This window comes from Tistrella arctica (genome assembly GCF_039630945.1).
GTDB classification, from domain to species: Bacteria; Pseudomonadota; Alphaproteobacteria; order Tistrellales; family Tistrellaceae; genus Tistrella; species Tistrella bauzanensis.
The window spans coordinates 169,351-188,138 of record NZ_JBBKTV010000004.1; the positions used below are offsets into that span (position 1 = coordinate 169,351).

16 protein-coding genes are annotated in these 18,788 nt (G+C 67.9%); 14 read left to right on the top strand and 2 right to left on the bottom strand.

Going from position 1 to position 18,788, the window contains the following annotated elements:
- Positions 1-78: 78 nt before the first annotated feature.
- Complete coding sequence (locus tag WG924_RS10380; protein WP_345932958.1) at positions 79-768, bottom strand: cyclic nucleotide-binding domain-containing protein; 690 nt, start codon at positions 766-768, stop codon at positions 79-81.
- Entirely contained in the window at positions 755-931 is a 177-nt protein-coding gene (locus tag WG924_RS10385; RefSeq protein WP_345932959.1) for a hypothetical protein, read from the bottom strand. The genes WG924_RS10380 and WG924_RS10385 overlap by 14 nt, the downstream gene beginning before the upstream one ends.
- 80 nt (positions 932-1,011) lie before the next feature.
- Between WG924_RS10385 and WG924_RS10390 the strand changes: the two genes are divergently transcribed.
- From WG924_RS10390 to ubiU, 14 genes are all read left to right on the top strand, one after another.
- A complete protein-coding gene (locus WG924_RS10390; RefSeq protein ID WP_372044698.1) occupies positions 1,012-3,702 on the top strand; it encodes a nitrate/nitrite transporter in 2,691 nt (896 codons plus the stop codon).
- Between the two features lie 31 nt (positions 3,703-3,733).
- Entirely contained in the window at positions 3,734-7,474 is a 3,741-nt protein-coding gene (locus WG924_RS10395) for a nitrate reductase subunit alpha (RefSeq protein WP_345932961.1), read from the top strand.
- The gene (gene narH, locus WG924_RS10400; protein ID WP_345932962.1) at positions 7,471-8,997 is read left to right on the top strand and encodes a nitrate reductase subunit beta; all 1,527 of its coding nucleotides are present in this window, start codon (positions 7,471-7,473) and stop codon (positions 8,995-8,997) included. The genes WG924_RS10395 and narH overlap by 4 nt, the downstream gene beginning before the upstream one ends.
- A gap of 19 nt (positions 8,998-9,016) precedes the next feature.
- Positions 9,017-9,784, top strand: coding sequence for a nitrate reductase molybdenum cofactor assembly chaperone (gene narJ, locus WG924_RS10405; protein ID WP_345932963.1), 768 nt, complete (start codon positions 9,017-9,019; stop codon positions 9,782-9,784).
- Positions 9,784-10,530, top strand: coding sequence for a respiratory nitrate reductase subunit gamma (gene narI / locus WG924_RS10410; RefSeq protein ID WP_345932964.1), 747 nt, complete (start codon positions 9,784-9,786; stop codon positions 10,528-10,530). Before narJ ends, narI begins: the two co-directional genes overlap by 1 nt.
- A 13-nt stretch (positions 10,531-10,543) precedes the next feature.
- On the top strand, positions 10,544-11,524 hold the full coding sequence (locus WG924_RS10415; RefSeq protein WP_345932965.1) for a peptidylprolyl isomerase: 981 nt from the start codon (positions 10,544-10,546) through the stop codon (positions 11,522-11,524).
- Positions 11,525-11,601: 77 nt separating this feature from the next.
- On the top strand, positions 11,602-12,165 hold the full coding sequence (locus WG924_RS10420) for a hemerythrin domain-containing protein (RefSeq protein WP_345932966.1): 564 nt from the start codon (positions 11,602-11,604) through the stop codon (positions 12,163-12,165).
- Entirely contained in the window at positions 12,162-13,505 is a 1,344-nt protein-coding gene (locus tag WG924_RS10425) for a molybdopterin molybdotransferase MoeA (RefSeq protein WP_345932967.1), read from the top strand. Before WG924_RS10420 ends, WG924_RS10425 begins: the two co-directional genes overlap by 4 nt.
- On the top strand, positions 13,502-14,056 hold the full coding sequence (locus WG924_RS10430) for a DUF2478 domain-containing protein (RefSeq protein WP_345932968.1): 555 nt from the start codon (positions 13,502-13,504) through the stop codon (positions 14,054-14,056). Before WG924_RS10425 ends, WG924_RS10430 begins: the two co-directional genes overlap by 4 nt.
- Positions 14,057-14,061: 5 nt before the next feature.
- Entirely contained in the window at positions 14,062-15,123 is a 1,062-nt protein-coding gene (gene moaA / locus WG924_RS10435) for a GTP 3',8-cyclase MoaA (protein ID WP_345933243.1), read from the top strand.
- Between the two features lie 58 nt (positions 15,124-15,181).
- Positions 15,182-15,727: a molybdopterin adenylyltransferase gene (gene mog / locus WG924_RS10440; RefSeq protein WP_345932969.1), complete on the top strand. Its 546-nt coding sequence runs from the start codon at positions 15,182-15,184 to the stop codon at positions 15,725-15,727.
- Positions 15,724-16,959 carry an NnrS family protein gene (locus WG924_RS10445; protein WP_345932970.1) on the top strand — a complete coding sequence of 412 codons (1,236 nt, stop codon included), beginning with the start codon at positions 15,724-15,726 and terminating at the stop codon, positions 16,957-16,959. Before mog ends, WG924_RS10445 begins: the two co-directional genes overlap by 4 nt.
- A gap of 12 nt (positions 16,960-16,971) precedes the next feature.
- Positions 16,972-17,682 (top strand): SCP2 sterol-binding domain-containing protein, encoded by a 711-nt coding sequence (locus tag WG924_RS10450; RefSeq protein ID WP_345932971.1) that lies wholly within the window; start codon positions 16,972-16,974, stop codon positions 17,680-17,682.
- 83 nt (positions 17,683-17,765) lie between these two features.
- Entirely contained in the window at positions 17,766-18,776 is a 1,011-nt protein-coding gene (gene ubiU, locus WG924_RS10455; protein WP_345933244.1) for a ubiquinone anaerobic biosynthesis protein UbiU, read from the top strand.
- Positions 18,777-18,788 lie beyond the last annotated feature (12 nt).

Below are 18,788 nucleotides of genomic sequence, written 5' to 3' on the forward strand. Positions count from 1 at the left end.
TTTCGTGTCAAAGCCCGATAATCGTTGCCGCTTGCGGCCGCGCCGCGATCAGGTCGCGATCGATGCTATTGGTCGATGCTATTGGTCGATGAAAGGGTTCACCTTCGCGAACGCCCGCAGATCATCGACATCGGTGATGGTGATCATATTGCCCGACACATCAACGCCATAGGCCTTGAGGGTCGCGAAGCCGCGCGAGAGGTTTTCCGGCGTCATGCCAAGGATCGAGGCCAGCGTCTTCTTGTCGTAAGGCAGCATGAAGCTGCCGGCGGCCGCGGTCTGATCGTGAAGACGCAACAGCCGGTTGGCCAGCCGCTCGATCCCCGGCCGCAATTTCAGATTCTTGTATTCCTTGATCATCACCCGGAAGTCGAGCGCCAGTTCGCGCACGATGGCGCGGGCGAAGGCGCCATCCTTCTCGAAGATCGCCCGGATATTCTCGGACGGGATCATCAGGATGCGAGAGGCTTCCGTGGTCCGGCCCGACATCAGATACGCCGCGTCGCGGATCACCGCCGCCAGAATGAACGAACTCACCGGCACCACCATTCCCAGGGTCGTCTCGCGCCCCGCATGGCGGCTGAACAGCTCGACGCAGCCCTCGATCACCACATACAGGAAATCAGCCGGTTCCCCCTCGAAGATCAGATCAACCTGACGGGGAAATTTCTGAAGATAGGCGGCATTCATCAGCTCGGCGAAGCTGGCTTCGTCCATGCTGCGGAACAGGGGCAGGTCCCGGATGTCAGGCAGGTCATTTGGGCGCATGTGGCTTCCCTTGATATTTATCAAGGTTGAGTTTGATGAACATATATCCTCTGCCTCTGCGAATGTAAATCACGACGACAGATAACGTATTTTTATACAATGCGAACATCATATCGAGATTTGTTTCGTCATCCTGCCCGCCATTCTTGATCTGGATCAACATCTACGGCGCCTCATCAAAATAACGTCTGGTCACCCACAAATGCGAGTCCTCCGTCAGGGCCGCCAAGGCAGGTGGATACCATGCAGGTACAGACCAGCGCCGCACCCCCGCAAGCCGGCAAGATACTCGGTATGAGTACCTTTGCCTTCACCATCTCTTTTGCCGTCTGGACAATCTTTTCGATCATCGGCATCCGCATTCAGCAGGATCTGGGGTTGAGCGATACCCAGTTCGGCCTTCTCGTCGGCACGCCGATCCTGACCGGCTCTCTGGTCCGGATCGTGCTGGGGGTCTGGGCCGACCAGTATGGCGGGCGTCCGGTCTTCGCGCTGACCATGCTGGCCGCGGCGGCCGCGACCGCGCTGCTGGCCTTTGCCGAAACCTACACCATGATGCTGGTCGCGGCACTGGGCGTGGGGCTTGCCGGCGGCACATTCGCGGTCGGCGTGGCCTATGTGTCGAAATGGTATCCGCGTGAACGCCAGGGCACGGCGCTGGGCATTTTCGGCGCCGGCAATGTCGGCGCCGCGGTCACCAAGCTGCTGGCGCCGCTGATCATGGTCGCCTTCGGCTGGACCACGGTCGCCCTGATCTGGGCCGCGGTTCTGGCGGTCACGGCGATCATCTTCTGGCTGGTCACCGCCGACGATCCGCAGACCATCGCCCGGCGTGCCAGCGGCAGCCGTCCGCGCAGCGCCTTTCTGGAGCTTGAGCCCCTGAAGCGGCTGCAGGTGTGGCGGTTCGCGCTCTATTACTTCTTCGTCTTCGGTGCCTTCGTGTCGCTGGCGCTGTGGCTGCCGCATTATCTGGTCGGCGTCTATGGCCTCGACATCAAGACCGCCGGCCTGCTCGCCGCGTTCTATTCGGTGCCGGCCAGTATCTTTCGTGCGTATGGCGGACATCTGTCAGACCGTAAGGGCGCGCGGACGATCATGTACTGGACCTTCGGCGTCTCGGCGATCGCCACCTTCATGCTGTCCTACCCCGCGACCGATTATGTCATCCATGGCATCCGCGGGCCGATCAGCTTCACGACCAGCATGGGCCTTGTGCCGTTCGTGATCCTGATCTTCGTCCTGGGCTTCTTCATGTCGCTGGGCAAGGCCGCGGTCTACAAGCATATCCCGGTCTATTATCCCGATCATGTCGGCGCCGTCGGCGGTCTGGTCGGGTTGATCGGCGGGCTTGGCGGCTTCGTCCTGCCGCTGATCTTCGGCGTCATGCTCGACCTGACCGGCATCTGGACAAGCTGCTTCATGCTGCTGTTCGCGATCGTGTCGGTGGCCTTCATCTGGATGCATGTATCGATCCGGCAGATGGAACGCCAGCACCTGTCGACCGAACTCGACGCCCTGCCCGAGCTGCCCGAGATGCGGGAAATCCACGGGCCGGCACAGACCGCCGCCATGGGCCGGGTGATCGAGGACTGGCGGCCCGAAGATCCGGGTTTCTGGCAGACCACCGGCCGGCGCATCGCGCGGCGCAATCTGTGGATCTCGATCCCCTGCCTGCTGCTCGCCTTCTCGGTCTGGATGGTGTGGAGCATGGTGATCGCCAAGCTGCCGGCGATCGGCTTCACCTACACCACCGACCAGTTGTTCTGGCTGGCCGCCCTTCCCGGCCTGTCGGGCGCCACGCTGCGCATCTTCTATTCCTTCATGGTGCCGATCTTCGGCGGCCGGCTGTGGACCACCCTGACCACCGCATCCCTGCTGATCCCCGCCTTCGGCATCGGCTATGCGGTCCAGAACCCCGACACGCCTTATGTGATCTTCCTGGTGCTGGCGCTGCTCTGCGGCCTGGGTGGCGGCAACTTCGCCTCGTCGATGGCCAATATCAGCTTCTTCTTTCCCAAGGCCGAGAAGGGCAACGCCCTGGCCCTGAATGCCGGCCTCGGCAATCTGGGCGTCAGCGTCATGCAGTTCCTGGTGCCGCTGGTCATCACCATGAGCGTGTTCGGCGCGATGGGCGGCAGCGGGCGGGCCACGAGCGCCGGCGACCTGCTGTGGGTGCAGAATGCCGGCTTCATCTGGGTGCCGTTCCTGATCCTGGCCACCATCGCCGCCTGGTTCGGCATGAACGACATCGCCTCGGCCCGGGCCTCGTTCCGGGAACAGTCGGTCATCTTCAGCCGCAGCCACAACTGGATCATGTGCTGGCTGTATACCGGCACCTTCGGATCGTTCATCGGCTATGCCGCCGCCTTCCCGCTGCTGGCCAAGACCCAGTTCCCTGAGGTCGACTCGCTGCAATTCGTGTTCCTGGGGCCGCTGGTCGGCGCCCTGTCGCGGGCCGGCACCGGCTGGATTTCCGACCGCTTCGGCGGCGGGCGCGTCACCTTCTGGACCTTCCTGCTGATGATCGCCGGCGTGCTGGGCGTGCTCTACTTCCTGGGCATCAAAGACCAGCCCGGCGCGTTCTGGGGCTTCTTCGCCATGTTCATGGTGCTGTTCCTGGCCACCGGCATCGGCAACGCCTCCACCTTCCAGATGATCCCGGTGATCATGCGCACCGTCGTCGACCGGACCAGCCCGGGCATGGCGCCGCCGGAACGGCTCCGCCAGGCGGAACGCGAATCGGCCGCGATCATCGGCTTCACCTCGGCCCTCGCCGCCTATGGCGCCTTCTTCATCCCCAAGGCCTATGGCAGCTCGATCGCCGCCACCGGCGGCCCGGAAGCGGCCCTGATCGGCTTCCTCGTCTTCTATGTCACCTGTGTGGCCGTCACCTGGTTCTTCTACACCCGCAAAAACGCGGCGGTGCCGTGCTGACCCGTCCGACATCACGAAAGGATACGGAGAGATGAGCCATCTTCTCGACCGCCTGAACTTCCTGGCCGTGAAGACCGCCGGCACCTTCTCGGACGGTCACGGCGTCACCACCACCGAAAGCCGGTCGTGGGAAGACGCCTATCGCAAGCGCTGGCAGCACGACAAGATCGTCCGCTCCACCCATGGCGTGAACTGCACCGGATCGTGCTCGTGGAAGATCTATGTCAAGGGCGGGATCGTCACCTGGGAGACCCAGCAGACCGATTACCCGCGCACCCGGCCCGACCTGCCCAATCACGAACCGCGCGGCTGCGCCCGTGGCGCCAGCTATAGCTGGTACATGTATTCCGCCAACCGGGTGAAGCATCCGCTGATCCGCTCGCGGCTGCTGAAACTGTGGCGGGCGGCCCGGGTGACCCTGGCGCCGGTCGCGGCCTGGGCCTCGATCGTCGAGGCGCCCGAGAAACGGGCGGCCTATACCAAGATGCGCGGCCTGGGCGGCTTCGTGCGCGCCGACTGGGCCGAGGTCAACGAGATCATCGCCGCCGCCAATGCCTATACCGTCAAGACCCACGGGCCCGACCGGGTGGTCGGCTTCTCGCCGATCCCGGCCATGTCGATGGTGTCCTATGCCGCCGGCTCGCGCTATCTGTCGCTGATGGGCGGGGTGTGCCTGTCATTCTATGACTGGTATTGCGACCTGCCGCCGGCATCGCCGATGACCTGGGGCGAGCAGACCGACGTGCCGGAATCGGCCGACTGGTACAATGCCGGCTTCCTGATCCTGTGGGGATCGAACGTTCCCCAGACCCGCACCCCCGACGCCCATTTCTATACCGAGGCCCGCTACAAGGGCGCCAAATCGGTGGTGGTGTCGCCGGATTATTCCGAGGCCGCCAAGTTCTCGGATCTGTGGCTGCACCCCAAACAGGGCACCGACGCGGCGCTGGCCATGGCGCTGGGCCATGTGGTGCTGCGCGAATTCCATCTCGACCGCCAGACCCCCTATTTCGAGGACTATTGCCGCCGCTATACCGACATGCCGATGCTGGTGCGGCTGGTCGAGAAGAACGGCCATCTGGTGCCCGAGCGGCTGTTGCGGGCGGCCGATTTCGATGGCGCGCTGGGCGAGGCCGGCAATCCCGACTGGAAGACCGTGGCGGTCGACCGCCGGACCGGCGGGATCGTGGCACCGCGCGGATCGGCCGGTTTCCGCTGGGGCGAGCAGGGCCACTGGAACCTTGAGCCCAAGGACGGCCAGGGCCGCGACGTCGATCTGGCCATGACCTTCATCGACCCCGCCGATCACGACGCGGTGGCCGAGGTCGGCTTCCCCTATTTCGGCAACCGCAAACACGATCATTTCGAAGGCACCGACCATGCCGACGTGCTGGTGCGGCGCGTGCCGGCAAAGCGGGTGACGCTGGCCGGCGGCGAGGCGCTGGTCGCCACGGTGTTCGACCTGATGGCCGCCAATTACGGCCTGGATCGCGGCCTGGGCGGCGGCAATGTCGCCCGCGATTACGACCGGAACGAGCCCTATACCCCGGCCTGGGCCGAAAAGATCACCGGCGTGCCGCAGGGCCACATCATCACCGTGGCCCGCGAATTCGCCCGCAATGCCGAAAAGACCGAAGGCCGGTCGATGGTGATCCTGGGCGCCGGGCTGAACCACTGGTACCACATGGACATGAATTATCGGGGGATCATCAATCTCCTGATCATGTGCGGCTGCATCGGCAAGTCCGGCGGCGGCTGGAGCCATTATGTCGGTCAGGAAAAGCTGCGGCCGCAGACCGGCTGGCTGCCGCTCGCCTTCGGGCTGGACTGGAGCCGCCCGCCCCGGCAGATGAACGGCACCTCGTTCTTCTATGCCCATACCGACCAGTGGCGTTATGAAACCCTGGACGTGCGCGACATCCTGTCGCCGACGGCACCCGATGGCGACTGGTCGGGCACGCTGATCGATTACAACATCCGCGCCGAGCGGATGGGCTGGCTGCCATCGGCGCCGCAATTGCAGAGCAACCCGCTTGGCGTTGCCGCCGATGCCGCCCGCGCCGGCAAGGCGGTGCCCGATTACGTCGCCGACGGCCTGTCGTCGGGCACGCTGCGCATGGCCTGCGAGGATCCGGACGACCCGGCCAACTGGCCGCGCAACATGTTCATCTGGCGGTCGAACCTGCTCGGATCGTCGGGCAAGGGCCATGAGTATTTCCTGAAGCACCTGCTCGGCACCTCGCACGGGGTTCTTGGCCGCGATCTGGGCGCGGAAGGCCGGCTGAACAGCATGGAGGCCGCCTGGCACGACGAGGCGCCACGCGGCAAGCTCGACCTGCTGGTGACGCTGGATTTCCGGATGTCGACCACCTGCGTCTATTCCGACATCGTGCTGCCCACCGCCACCTGGTACGAGAAGAACGACCTCAACACCTCGGACATGCACCCCTTCATCCACCCGCTGTCCAGCGCCGCCGATCCGGCCTGGGAAGCGCGGAGCGACTGGGAGATCTTCAAGGGGCTGGCGCGGTCGTTTTCCGACATCGCCCCGGAAGTGCTGGGGGTGGAAACCGATGTGGTGCTGGTGCCGATCCTGCACGACACGCCCGGCGAAATGGCCCAGCCCTATGACGTCCACGACTGGAAGCGCGATGGCAGCCGGCCGGTGCCCGGGCGGACCATGGCCTCGGTGGCGGTGGTCGAACGCGATTATCCGGCGCTCTACGACCGGTTCACCGCGCTCGGACCCCTGCTCGACAAGCTGGGCAATGGCGGCAAGGGGATCACCTGGAACACCGGTCACGAGGTCGAGGCCCTGGGCCGGTTGAACGGTGTGGTCGCGGCCGGCCACAGCACCACCGGCCGGCCCCGCATCGACAGCGACATCGACGCCACCGAGGTCATCCTGATGCTGGCGCCCGAGACCAATGGCGAGGTCGCGGTCAAGGCCTGGGACGCCTTGTCGAAGGCCACCGGTCGCGAGCATGCCCATCTGGCGCGCGCCAAGGAAGACGAGAAGATCCGCTTCCGCGACATCGTCGCCCAGCCGCGCAAGATCATCTCGTCGCCGACCTGGTCGGGGATCGAGTCGGAAACCGTCTGCTACAATGCCGGCTATACCAATGTCCACGAGCTGATCCCCTGGCGGACGCTGACCGGTCGTCAGCAGTTGTATCAGGATCATCTGTGGATGCGGGCCTTCGGCGAGGGGTTCTGCGTCTACCGCCCCCCGATCGACACCCGCTCGGTGGCGCCGGTGATCCATGCCAAGGATGACGGCAATCCGCAGGTGGTGCTGAACTTCATCACCCCGCACCAGAAATGGGGCATCCATTCCACCTATTCCGACAATCTGATGATGCTGACGCTCAATCGCGGCGGCCCGGTTGTCTGGATGTCGGAGGTGGACGCCGCCCGCGGCCAGATTGTCGATAACGACTGGGTGGAAGTCTACAACACCAACGGCGCCCTGGTGGCGCGGGCGGTCGTGTCCCAGCGGATGAAGCAGGGCACGCTCTACATGTATCACGCCCAGGAAAAGATCGTGAATACGCCGGGATCGAAGATCACCGGGCAGCGCGGTGGCATCCATAACTCGGTCACCCGCGCGATCACCAAGCCGACACACATGATCGGCGGCTACGTGCAGCAATCTTACGGCTTCAACTATTACGGCACGGTCGGCTCCAACCGCGATGAGTTCGTCATCGTCCGGCGGATGGACAAGGTCGAGTGGCTGGATGGGCCGTATCGTGAGGAGGCGGCGGAATGAAGATCCGAGCACAGGTCGGCATGGTCCTCAACCTGGACAAATGCATCGGCTGTCACACCTGTTCTGTGACCTGCAAGAACGTGTGGACGAACCGCGAAGGCGTGGAATACGCCTGGTTCAACAATGTCGAGACCAAGCCGGGCATCGGCTACCCCAAGGACTGGGAGAACCAGAAGCGCTGGAACGGTGGCTGGACCCGTGGCACCGACGGCCGTATCCGGCCCCGCATGGGCGCCAAATGGCGCATCCTGGCCAAGATCTTCGCCAATCCGGACCTGCCCGAAATCGATGATTATTACGAGCCGTTCGATTTCGATTACGGCCATCTGCAAAGCGCCGGCGAGGTCCAGACCCCGCCCACCGCGCGGCCGCGCTCGCTGATCACCGGCCAGCGGATGGAGAAGATCGAATGGGGCCCGAACTGGGAGGAAATCCTGGGCGGCGAGTTCTCGAAGCGCTCGGCCGACTATAATTTCGCCGAGGTCGAGAAGGAGATCTACGGCGCCTTCGAAAACACCTTCATGATGTATCTGCCCCGGCTGTGCGAGCACTGCCTGAACCCGACCTGCGTCGCGGCCTGCCCCTCCGGCGCCATCTACAAGCGCGAAGACGACGGTATCGTCCTGATCGATCAGGAAAAATGCCGCGGCTGGCGGATGTGCGTCTCGGGCTGCCCGTACAAGAAGATCTATTACAACTGGTCTTCCGGGAAATCAGAGAAGTGCATCTTCTGCTATCCGCGCATCGAAGCCGGCCAGCCGACCGTCTGCTCTGAAACCTGCGTCGGGCGCATCCGCTATCTGGGCGTGCTGCTCTATGATGCCGACCGGATCGCCGAGGCCGCGTCGACCGAGAACGAACAGGATCTCTACGAGGCGCAGTTGTCGGTGTTCCTGGACCCGAACGACCCCGAGGTGATCGCCCAGGCGCGGCGCGACGGCGTGCCGGAAGCCTGGCTGGATGCCGCCCGCAAATCGCCGGTCTGGAAGATGGCGATGGAATGGAAGATCGCCTTCCCGCTGCATCCTGAATACCGGACGCTGCCGATGGTCTGGTATGTGCCGCCGCTGTCGCCGATCCAGTCCGCCGCCGATGCCAGCAAGATCGGGCTGGATGGCGGCATGCCCGATGTCCGCTCGCTGCGCATTCCGGTGCGCTACCTCGCCAATCTGCTGACCGCCGGCAAGGAAGAGCCCGTCGTGACGGCGCTTGAACGGATGCTGGCGATGCGCGGCTATATGCGCGCCAAGACCATCGATGGCGTGATCGACGAGGCGCTGGCCGCCCGCGTCGGCCTCAGCGGTCCGATCATCGAAGAGATGTACCGGATCATGGCGATCGCCAATTACGAGGACCGCTTCGTCATCCCGACCAGCCATCGCGAGATTGGCGAGGACGCCTATGACGTCCGTGGCTCCTGCGGGTTCTCGTTCGGCAATGGCTGTTCCGGGGGCACGTCGACCGTCGACCTGTTCGGCGCGAAGCGCACCCGGACCGTCCAGACACCCACCGACGTATTCTGAGCCAGGGGAGGTCATCGCCATGTCACGCCTGATCAGGATCGTGTCGCTGCTGCTGTCCTATCCGACGGCCGAACTTCAGGCGGCGGCGCCGGAACTGCGCGCCGCCATCGCCGCCGAGACCACCCTGGCCACCGAGACCACATTGGCGCCCGATCTGGCCCGGGATCTCGGCCGGCTGGTCGACCATATCGCCGGCCAGGATCTCTACGACGCGCAGGAAGCCTATGTCCTGCTGTTCGACCGCACCCGGGTGCTGTCCTTGCATCTGTTCGAGCATGTCCACGGCGAAAGCCGCGATCGCGGCCAGGCCATGGTCGATCTGAAGGACATGTACGAAGCCGCCGGCTTCGTCATCGCCGCCCGCGAACTGCCCGACCACCTGCCGCTGTTCCTGGAATATCTGTCGACCCGCGCGCCCGATGAGGCCGCTGGCCTGCTGGACCAGATCGCCCATATCACCCACGCGCTGCATGCCCGGCTTGTGGCGCGCGACAACCCCTATGCCGCCGCCCTGGCGGTTCTTGTGGCGCTGGCGGCCGCGTCGCCGGCCCATACGGCCCCCGATCCGGCGGTGGTCGCCGGCTTGATGGCCATGCCCGATGACGATCCGACCGATCTTGAGGCCCTGGACCGGATCTGGGACGAAGAGGCGGTGATGTTCGGCGCCGCCGGCGCCGGCACCGACAGTTGCGGCCCCGACCGGCTGCGGCGCCAGCTTCGCGCCGCGTCACGCCCGGCCCCCGCCTCCGCCCCCGCCCCAACGATGCCATCGAGGGAGACCGTGTGATGGCCAGCTATCTGAACGCCGCCCTGTTCGGGGTGTATCCCTATATAGCACTGGTGGTGCTGGTTCTTGGCAGCGTGCTGCGCTATGACCGCGATCCCTATACCTGGCGGTCGGGATCGAGCCAGCTTCTGCGCCGACGGCAGTTGATCTGGGGATCGGTGCTGTTCCATCTCGGCGTGCTGGTCATTCTGGGCGGCCATCTGGTCGGGCTGCTGACCCCCATCGCGGTGTTCGATACGCTGGGCATCAGCCATGGCGCCAAGCAGTTGCTGGCGATCGTGGCCGGCGGCATCGCCGGGGTGATGGCGATCATCGGCGCCAGCCTGCTGATCCACCGCCGGTTCCTGGACCCGCGCATCCGCCGCACCTCCGGCCCCACCGATCTGCTGATCATCTGCATGCTGTGGCTGCAACTGGCGCTGGGCCTGCTGACGATTCCGCTGTCGCTGGGCCATCTGGACGGCCACGAGATGGTGAAGTTCATGAACTGGGCCCAGGGCATCTTCACGCTCGACGGCCGCGCCGCCGGCTATATCAGCGATGTCCACATCATCTTCAAGCTGCATCTGATCCTGGGCATGACCATCCTGCTGCTGTTCCCCTTCACCCGGCTGGTGCACATGCTCAGCGCGCCGATCCGCTATCTGTGGCGGCCGGGCTTTCAGGTGGTGCGCACCCGCAAGCCCGTATCCGGCGGCAGCGCCCGCCCCACTGCCACCCCCAGCCGCCGCCTGCCGGCCGAATAAGGAGGACGATCCGATGGCGACGATCTTTCGTGACGGCCGCTTCCCCAAGACCATGCCCACCGACAGCCCGAGCGCGGTGCCCGGCCACCGCCATGTCCATCCCCGCGCCCAGGCGGCACAGGCCGCCGCCGCCACCCGCGCGGCCGCAGCCCAGCCATCCGCCGCACCCCAGGCACCCGCCGAACCCCAGATGCCCGACCTGCCGGACATCTCGGTCGATGGCGTGGTGATCGGCGAGGCGGAGATCCGGGCCGAGATGCACAATCATCCCGCCCCGGATGCCCGGCGCGCCTATGCCGAGGCCGCCCGCGCGCTGGTGATCCGCGAATTGCTGCTGAGCGCCGCCCGCCGCCGCGACCTGCACGCACAGCCCGAAACCGATGCCACCGGCAAGCGCGAGGTCGACGACGACGCGCTGCTGCGCGCGCTGCTCGATGCCGAGGTCACCACACCCACGGCCGACGCGGTGGCCTGCCGGCGGTATTACGACCGCAACCCCGGCAAATTCACCAGCGGCACGATCTATGAGGCGCGCCACATTCTGCTGGCGGCACCGGAAAGCGACGCCACGGCGCGCAAGACCGCCGAAGACACCGCCCGCCGGCTGATCGCGGTGCTGCAAGACGATCCCTCGGCCTTCGCGGCGCTGGCCGAGGCTCATTCCGCCTGCCCGTCGCGGGCTCAGGGCGGCAATCTGGGGCAGGTGACCGCAGGCTCCACGGTGCCCGAATTCGAACGCGCCCTGGCCGGCCTCAGTGCCGGACAGATGGTGGCAGAACCGGTCGGCTCCCGCTTCGGCTTTCACGTCATCGCCCTCGACCGGGTCATTGCCGGCGAAACCCTGCCGTTCGAGCTGGTCGAGGCCCGCATCGCCGCCTGGCTGGAGGCATCGAGCTGGAGCCGGGGCGTGGCCCAGTTCATCGGCGTTCTGGCCGGCGCCGCCGATATTCGCGGCATCACCCTGGATGCCGCCGACGGCCCGCTGGTGCAATAGCGCCGCCGATCGCGGCGCCGCCCCCCGCAATCCTTGGGTCCGTGGCCGGATGACGGCCACGGACGGAGGCCCTGGCCATGGAGACAGACCGGATCGACCTTCAGGCCCTGACCGAGAGCCTGCCGCCATCGCTGTTCGCGACACCGCTGGACCGGATCTTCGCCGACCATTTCCGTCAGCGCACCCTGTGCCGGGTCTTCGACCGGATCGCCGAGGGTGCCGCAACCCCGCCGGTGCTGATCGGCGCCGCGGTGCGCTTTCTGGCCACCCAGATCGAGGTGCACTGGACCGACGAGGAAGACGACCTGTTTCCGCTGCTGCGCAGCCGCGCCACCGCCGATGACCGGATTCAGGACATCCTGACCAGTCTGGCCCGCGACCACGACGCCAGCCGGCTTGCCCGCGACCGCATCCTCGACGGGCTTGGCCAGATCGACCGGGCCGGCGGCACACCCGCCCCGGCACTGGCGGCGATGCTCCACGATTTCGCCACGCGCGAACGGCGGCATCTGTGCCTGGAGAACGCCATCGTGCTGCCGATCGCCAGGGCCCGGCTGGGCCATCAGGATCTGGTGGTGCTGGGCCAGCGGATGGCGGCACGGCGCGGCGTGCCGCTCGTCATGACGGAGTATGTGAAATGACCCCTGCCGACATATCGCGCGCGCCCTCCGGCAATGGCTGCGTCTGCGACCGTGACCCCGGCCGGCTGCTGGATGTCACGGCGGCCGTCGCCCGCGCCGAGGCCTTGTGCGTGCCGGTCGGGGGTGTGGAGACCGTGCCGCTGGCCGATGCGGTCGGGCGGATCGCCGCCGCCCGCGTCACCACGCCATATCCGATGCCGGGCTTCGATCATGCCGCGATGGATGGCTATGCGCTGTCGTCTCATGCCGTGACATCCAGCGCCGTGACCGGCGCATCCGGGCCGTGGGTGCTGCCGGTGACCGGTGTCGCCACAGCCGGCGGCCCCGGCCCCGCGCCGGCCGCCGACGGCACCCGCCCCCATGCCATCCGCATCCTGACCGGTGCCGCCGTGCCGGCGGGCTTCGACCGGGTGGTGGCGCAGGAAGACTGCACCAGCACCGACGGCCGGATCATGCTGCGCCGCGATCCGCCCATCGGCGCCCATATCCGGCGCGCGGGCGAAGATGCGCCGGCCGGCACCGTCATTCTGCTCACCGGCACCCGCATCGACGCCCGCCACATCGCCCTGCTGGCCATCGCCGGCCATGCGGCGGTGCCGGTCCTGCCGCGTCTGCGGGTGGCGGTGATGACCCTGGGCGATGAACTGGTGCCGCCGGGGCAGCCGCTCGGCCCCGGCCGGATCCATGATTCCAACCGCCCGATGCTGCTGGCGCTGCTGGCAGGCCCGTCCACGACACTGACCGATCTTGGCGCCATTCCCGATCAGGCGGCGGCGGCCCGCGACGCGATCGCCGCCGCCGCCGGCCGGTTCGATCTGATCCTGTCGACCGGCGGCGCCTCGGTCGGTGATCGCGATCATCTGAAACCGGCCTTCGTGGCCGCGGGCGGCCGGATCGATAGCTGGGGCGTGGCGATCAAGCCCGGCAAGCCGGTGATGCTGGGCCGCATCGGCGGCAGCGCGTTCCTGGGTCTGCCCGGCAATCCGGTGGCGGCGTTTCTGGGCCACGAGCTGTTCGCGACCGCGATGCTGCGCCGCCTGTCGGGGCAGACCGCCGGCGTGCCGCCGACCGGCCATGCCGGCCATGTGTCCGGTTCCGCCCTGCCCCACCGGCCGGGCCGGACCGAGTACCTGCCGGCCCGGCCGGACGGCCTGGATCCGGCCGGCCGGCCGGTGCTGCGCATCATGGGGCAAAGCAGCGCCGCGCGGCTGATGCCGCTGGCCGGGGCCACGGGCTTCGCCGTGGTCGACGCGGCGGCGGGCGATATCCAGCCCGGCGACCCGCTGGGCTGGCTGCCGTTTTCCTGCCTCTCTTCCGGCCTGCAAGGAGCCCGGCCATGACGTTCTCCGCCGATCTGGCGCCACTCGGCGTCATCGACTTCGCCGACAGGATTCCGGTCGATGCGGTGCTGGAAGCGGTCGCCCGCCAGTTGATGGCCGAGGGCCGGATACCGGGCGGATTCCTGCAACGCGAGGGGCCAGCCCCCGCCGGATGCTGCGCAGCCATGGATCTGGAAGATCTCCGCACCGGCGCCCTGATCCGGATTTCGCAGGATCTGGGCCCGGCCGCGCGTGGCTGCCGGCTGGACCCGCGCGGATTGGCCGAGGCATCGGCCGCAGCCCAAAGCGCGATCGGCCAGGGCATCGACCTGCTGATCATCAACCGTTTCGGCAAGGGCGAGGCCGATGGCCAGGGCCTGCGCGCGGCGATGATCGCCGCGCTGGAGGCCGGCATCCCCGTGCTGACCGCCGCGCGGCCGGCCTATATGCCGGCCTGTGCCGCCTTTCATGGCGGGCTGGCGACCGTGCTGAACCCCGACGCCGCACAGATCCTCGACTGGTGTCGCGGGGCGATGAGGCAGCCCGCCAGGATCGCGGAGCACCACTCATGAGCGCCCTGCCGCCGCATCTGGCCGATCCCGCCCGACGCCCCGCCACGGCGCCCCCCACCACCGCGCCGGTCGCCGGCTGCCCGCTGACCGATGCGTTCGGCCGCCAGCTGCGCTATCTGCGGCTGTCGGTGACCGATCGCTGCGATCTGCGCTGCGTCTACTGCATGGCGGCACGACCGGTGTTCATGCCGCGCGACCAGATCCTGACCATCGAGGAACTGGCGCGGCTCGCCGGCATCTTCATGGCCAATGGCGTGCGGCGCATCCGTCTGACCGGTGGCGAACCACTGGTCCGCCGGGGGGTGATGACGCTGATCGAGCGGCTTGGCGCCGCGGTCGGCGATGGACGGCTCGACGAGCTGACCCTGACCACCAACGGCACGAGGCTGGCGACCCATGCCGCCGATCTGGCGGCCGCCGGCATCAGGCGGGTGAATGTCTCGCTCGACAGCCTCGACCCCGACACCTTCCACCGCCTCACCCGGGGCGGCCGGCTGAACGGCGTGCTCGACGGGCTCGATCGGGCGCAGGCGGCGGGCCTGCACGTCAAGATCAACGCCGTGGCGCTGGCCGGCGTCATCGAGCGCGAGGTCGACGGGTTGATCCGCTTCGCCCATGGCCGGGGCATGGATCTGACGCTGATCGAGGTGATGCCGCTTGGCGAGACCGGCCATGACCGCCGCACCCAGTTTCTGTCGCTCGACAGCCTGTGCAACGATCTGGCGACACGCTGGACACTGACCAGCCTGCCCGATCGCACGGCGGGGCCGGCGCGCTATCTGCGGGTCGCTGAAACCGGCGGCCGGCTGGGCCTGATCACGCCGCTGTCGCACCGCTTCTGTGAACACTGCGACCGGGTGCGGGTCAGCGTCGCCGGCCGGCTTTACACCTGCCTTGGCCATGACGGCGCGGTCGATCTGGCACCGGCGCTGCGGGCCGGCGCACCGGATGCCACCGAGGCGCTGATCCGCCAGACCCTGCGCCTGAAGCCGCAGGGCCATGACTTCGCCATCACCCGCGATGCCGCCCATGGCATCGACCGCACCATGGCGGCGCTGGGCGGCTGACGCCCGCATGGCTGCCGGCCGGCCGGCAGCCCCTCTTATGATCCAGGACCATGTCATCATGCGCATCGGCATCGTCACCATTTCAGACCGCGCCAGTCGCGGCATCTATGAGGATCTGAGCGGCCCCGCGATCGCGGGGTGGCTGGAAACCGCGATCCGCAGTCCGTGGATACCTGAGCGCCGGATCATCCCCGACGGCGTGGCATCGGTGCGCGACACGCTGATCGAGCTTGCCGACACGGCCGGCGCCGAATTGATCTTCACCACCGGTGGCACCGGCCCGGCGCCCCGCGACCTGACGCCGGAGGCGATGGCCATGGTCGTCACGCGGGAGATGCCGGGCTTCGGCGAAATGATGCGCCGGGTCAGCGCCGAGACCGTGCCGACCGCGATCCTCTCGCGCCAGACCGCCGGCATCCGTGGGCGCTGCCTGATCGTCAACCTGCCCGGCAAGCCGGCCGCGATCGCGGTCTGTCTGGCCGCGATCTTTCCGGCGATCCCCTATTGCCTCGATCTGATGGAGGCCGGCCGCATCGAGACCGACCCGGCGGTGGTCGAAAGCTTCCGCCCCGCCGCCACATTGGCCGGGAGCCCGAAGCCATGACCCGCGCATCCCCTCCGAAGCCGGCAGGGTCGGCCGCGATCCGGCGCGCCTATACCGGCCCCGCCATCCTGCACGGCTTCCGGCTGTTCTTCATGGCCGCCGCCATCTGGGCGGTGATCGCCATGGTCGCCTGGATCCCCCTGTTCCGCGGCATGCTGGCGCTGCCGACCGGGCTGGGGCTGATCGACTGGCATGCCCATGAGATGATCTATGGCTATGTGCCGGCGGTGGTGGCGGGCTTTCTGCTGACGGCGGTGCCGAACTGGACCGGGCGCCTGCCGATCCTGGGCCGGCCGGTGCTGCTGCTGGGCCTGCTGTGGCTGGCCGGCCGGCTGGCGGTGGCGCTGTCGGGGGTTGCAGGCGCACAGGCGGCGGCACTCGTCGACCTTGCCTTTCCGGTGGTGCTGGCCCTGGCCATCGGCCGCGAGATCATCGCCGCGCGCAACAGCCGCAACATGAAGGTGCTGCTGATCCTGGCGCTGCTGATCGCCGGCAACGCGCTGTTTCACGGCGCCCTGCTCTGGCCCGGCGCCGCCGCCGATGCCGGCATCGATACCGGCACCGGCCTGCGGTTGGGGCTCGCCGTCACCCTGCTGCTGATCATGCTGGTCGGCGGGCGGATCGTGCCCAGCTTCACCCGCAACTGGCTGGCGAAGCGCGGCCCCGGCCCGCTGCCGGTGGCCTTCGACCGCCTCGACGGCGTTTGCATGGCGGTGGCGGCGGTGGCGCTGGCGGCCTGGGTCTGGCGCCCCGATGCCAGTGCGACCGCCGCCCTCGCCGCCCTGGCGGCGATCGCCCATGCGGTTCGTCTGGCGCGTTGGACGGGCTGGCGGAGCGGCGCCGAGCCCCTGGTTCTGGTGCTGCACCTGGCCTATGGCTTCGTGCCGCTGGGCTTCGCCTGCCTGGGGCTGGCGATCCTGCGGCCCGACATCCTGCAAGCCTCAGCCGCCCTGCATGCCTGGACCGCCGGCGCCATCGGCCTGATGACCATGGCGGTGATGAGCCGCGCCAGCCTGGGACATGCCGGCCTGCCCCTGCATGCCGGCCCCGTGGTGGTGCTGGTCTATGCGCTGCTGATCCTGTCGGCGGTGCTGCGCATCCTGTCGGGCAGCACGATTGCCGGCGACGCCATGCTGCCGCTGATCGAGGCCGCGGCCGCCGCGTGGATCGCAGGCTTCACCCTGTTCGTCGCCGCCTATTGGTCGATCCTGACCCGGTACCCCGCGCGCTGAGGACATCCCCCGATGACCGCACAGCAAAACACCCCCCCGCCGCCAGAACTCAGCCCGCTGCTTCTGCTGCAACACCCGCTCAACGCACTGCCCGCGCCATGGGTGGACCGGGCGCTCGCCATGGCGCTCGGCATCACCCGCCAACGCCATCCCGCGGTGTTCGAGCGGCTGGCGGCCGGGGTGGATATCGTGCCGCCGGCCCGGCCCTGCCTGCTGGTCACGGCCGACGATCTGCCCTGGCCGCTGTTCCTCGACCTCGACCCGCATCACCCGGCGCTGCGGATTGCCGGGCCGGATGACATGGCGCTGGCCATGGCGCGGATATCCGGCCCGCTGGCCCTGCTGCTCGATCTGCTTCAGGGCCGGAGCGACGGCGACGCCGCGTTCTTTGCCGGCCGGCTGCGCATCGAAGGCGATACCAGCCTGATGGTCGCCCTGCGCAATGCGGTCGACGACGCCGAAATCGACCTGCTGGCCGACATCCGCGCCAGTTGCGGCCGGCTGGGCCACATCGCCATGCGGCCGATTGCCCTGGGCCTGCGGCTGCATGCGGCCGCCAGCCGCGACATGGCCCGCATCGCCCGGGCCATCACCGGGCCGGGCGATGCCCGCGCCGATGCCGGCCTGCGCCGGCTGGCCGCGATCGATGGCCGCTTGGGCGTACTGGAACGCCAGACCGCGCGCCGCCGCCCCCACAAGCCCGATGTGGAGCCCGACCAATGACCGGAACCGGACGCGCCCCCAACAGCCGCGCCACAGACAACAGGCAACGCCCGGATCGCCAGGACCGCACGGCCCGCGGCATCATGGAACTGGTGGCCCCCGCCGGCACGCCGGCAGCCCTGCGCACAGCCATTGCCGCCGGCGCCGACGTGGTCTATTGCGGCTTTCGCGACGCCACCAATGCCCGCAATTTTCCGGGGCTGAATTTCTCCCGCGATGAACTGGCCGCCGGCATCGCCCATGCCCATGCCCAGGGCGCCGGCGTCTATCTGGCCTGCAACACCTATCCCCAGGCCGGCCGGGAACATCTGTGGCGTCAGGCGGTGGATGACGCGGCATCCCTTGGGGTCGATGCGGTGATCCTGGCCGATATCGGCCTGCTGGGCCATGCGCGCGACCGCCACCCCGATCTGAGGCTGCATCTGTCGGTGCAGGCCTCGGCCTCGAACGAGGATGCGATCGCCTTCTATCAGCGGCATTTCGGCGTGCGCCGGGTGGTGCTGCCACGGGTGCTGTCGCTGGCCGACATCGCCGCGCTGAACCGCCGCATCACGGTCGAGACCGAGGTCTTCGCCTTCGGCGGCATGTGCGTGATGGCGGAAGGACGCTGCGCGCTGTCGTCCTATGTCACCGGCGAAAGCCCCAACACCACCGGCGCCTGTTCGCCCGCCGCCCATGTCCGCTATCAGCCGGACGGCGACGCCACCCTGGCACGGCTTGGCGCCGTGACCGTCGACCGCTTCGCCCCGGGCGAGCCGGTCGGCTATCCCACCCTGTGCAAGGGCCGGTTCAGCCCGCGCGGCGCCACGCCGGGCACGGCATCCGGGCCACGCCGGGATGGGGTCTATCTGTTTGAAGATCCTGTCAGCCTGAACGTCGAGGCGATGCTGCCCGAGCTTGCCGCCGCCGGGGTCAGGGCGATCAAGATCGAGGGTCGCCAGCGCGGCCGCGCCTATGTCGAGGCCGTGGTCACCGCCTTCCGGCGGGCGCTGGATCGGGCCGGGCGTGGCGACCCGGCGACCGCCGGCACGCTCGCCGCCATGAGCGAGGGCGGCAGCGGCACCGCCGGCGCCTATCGTCGGGGCTGGCAATGATGGACGAGCTGA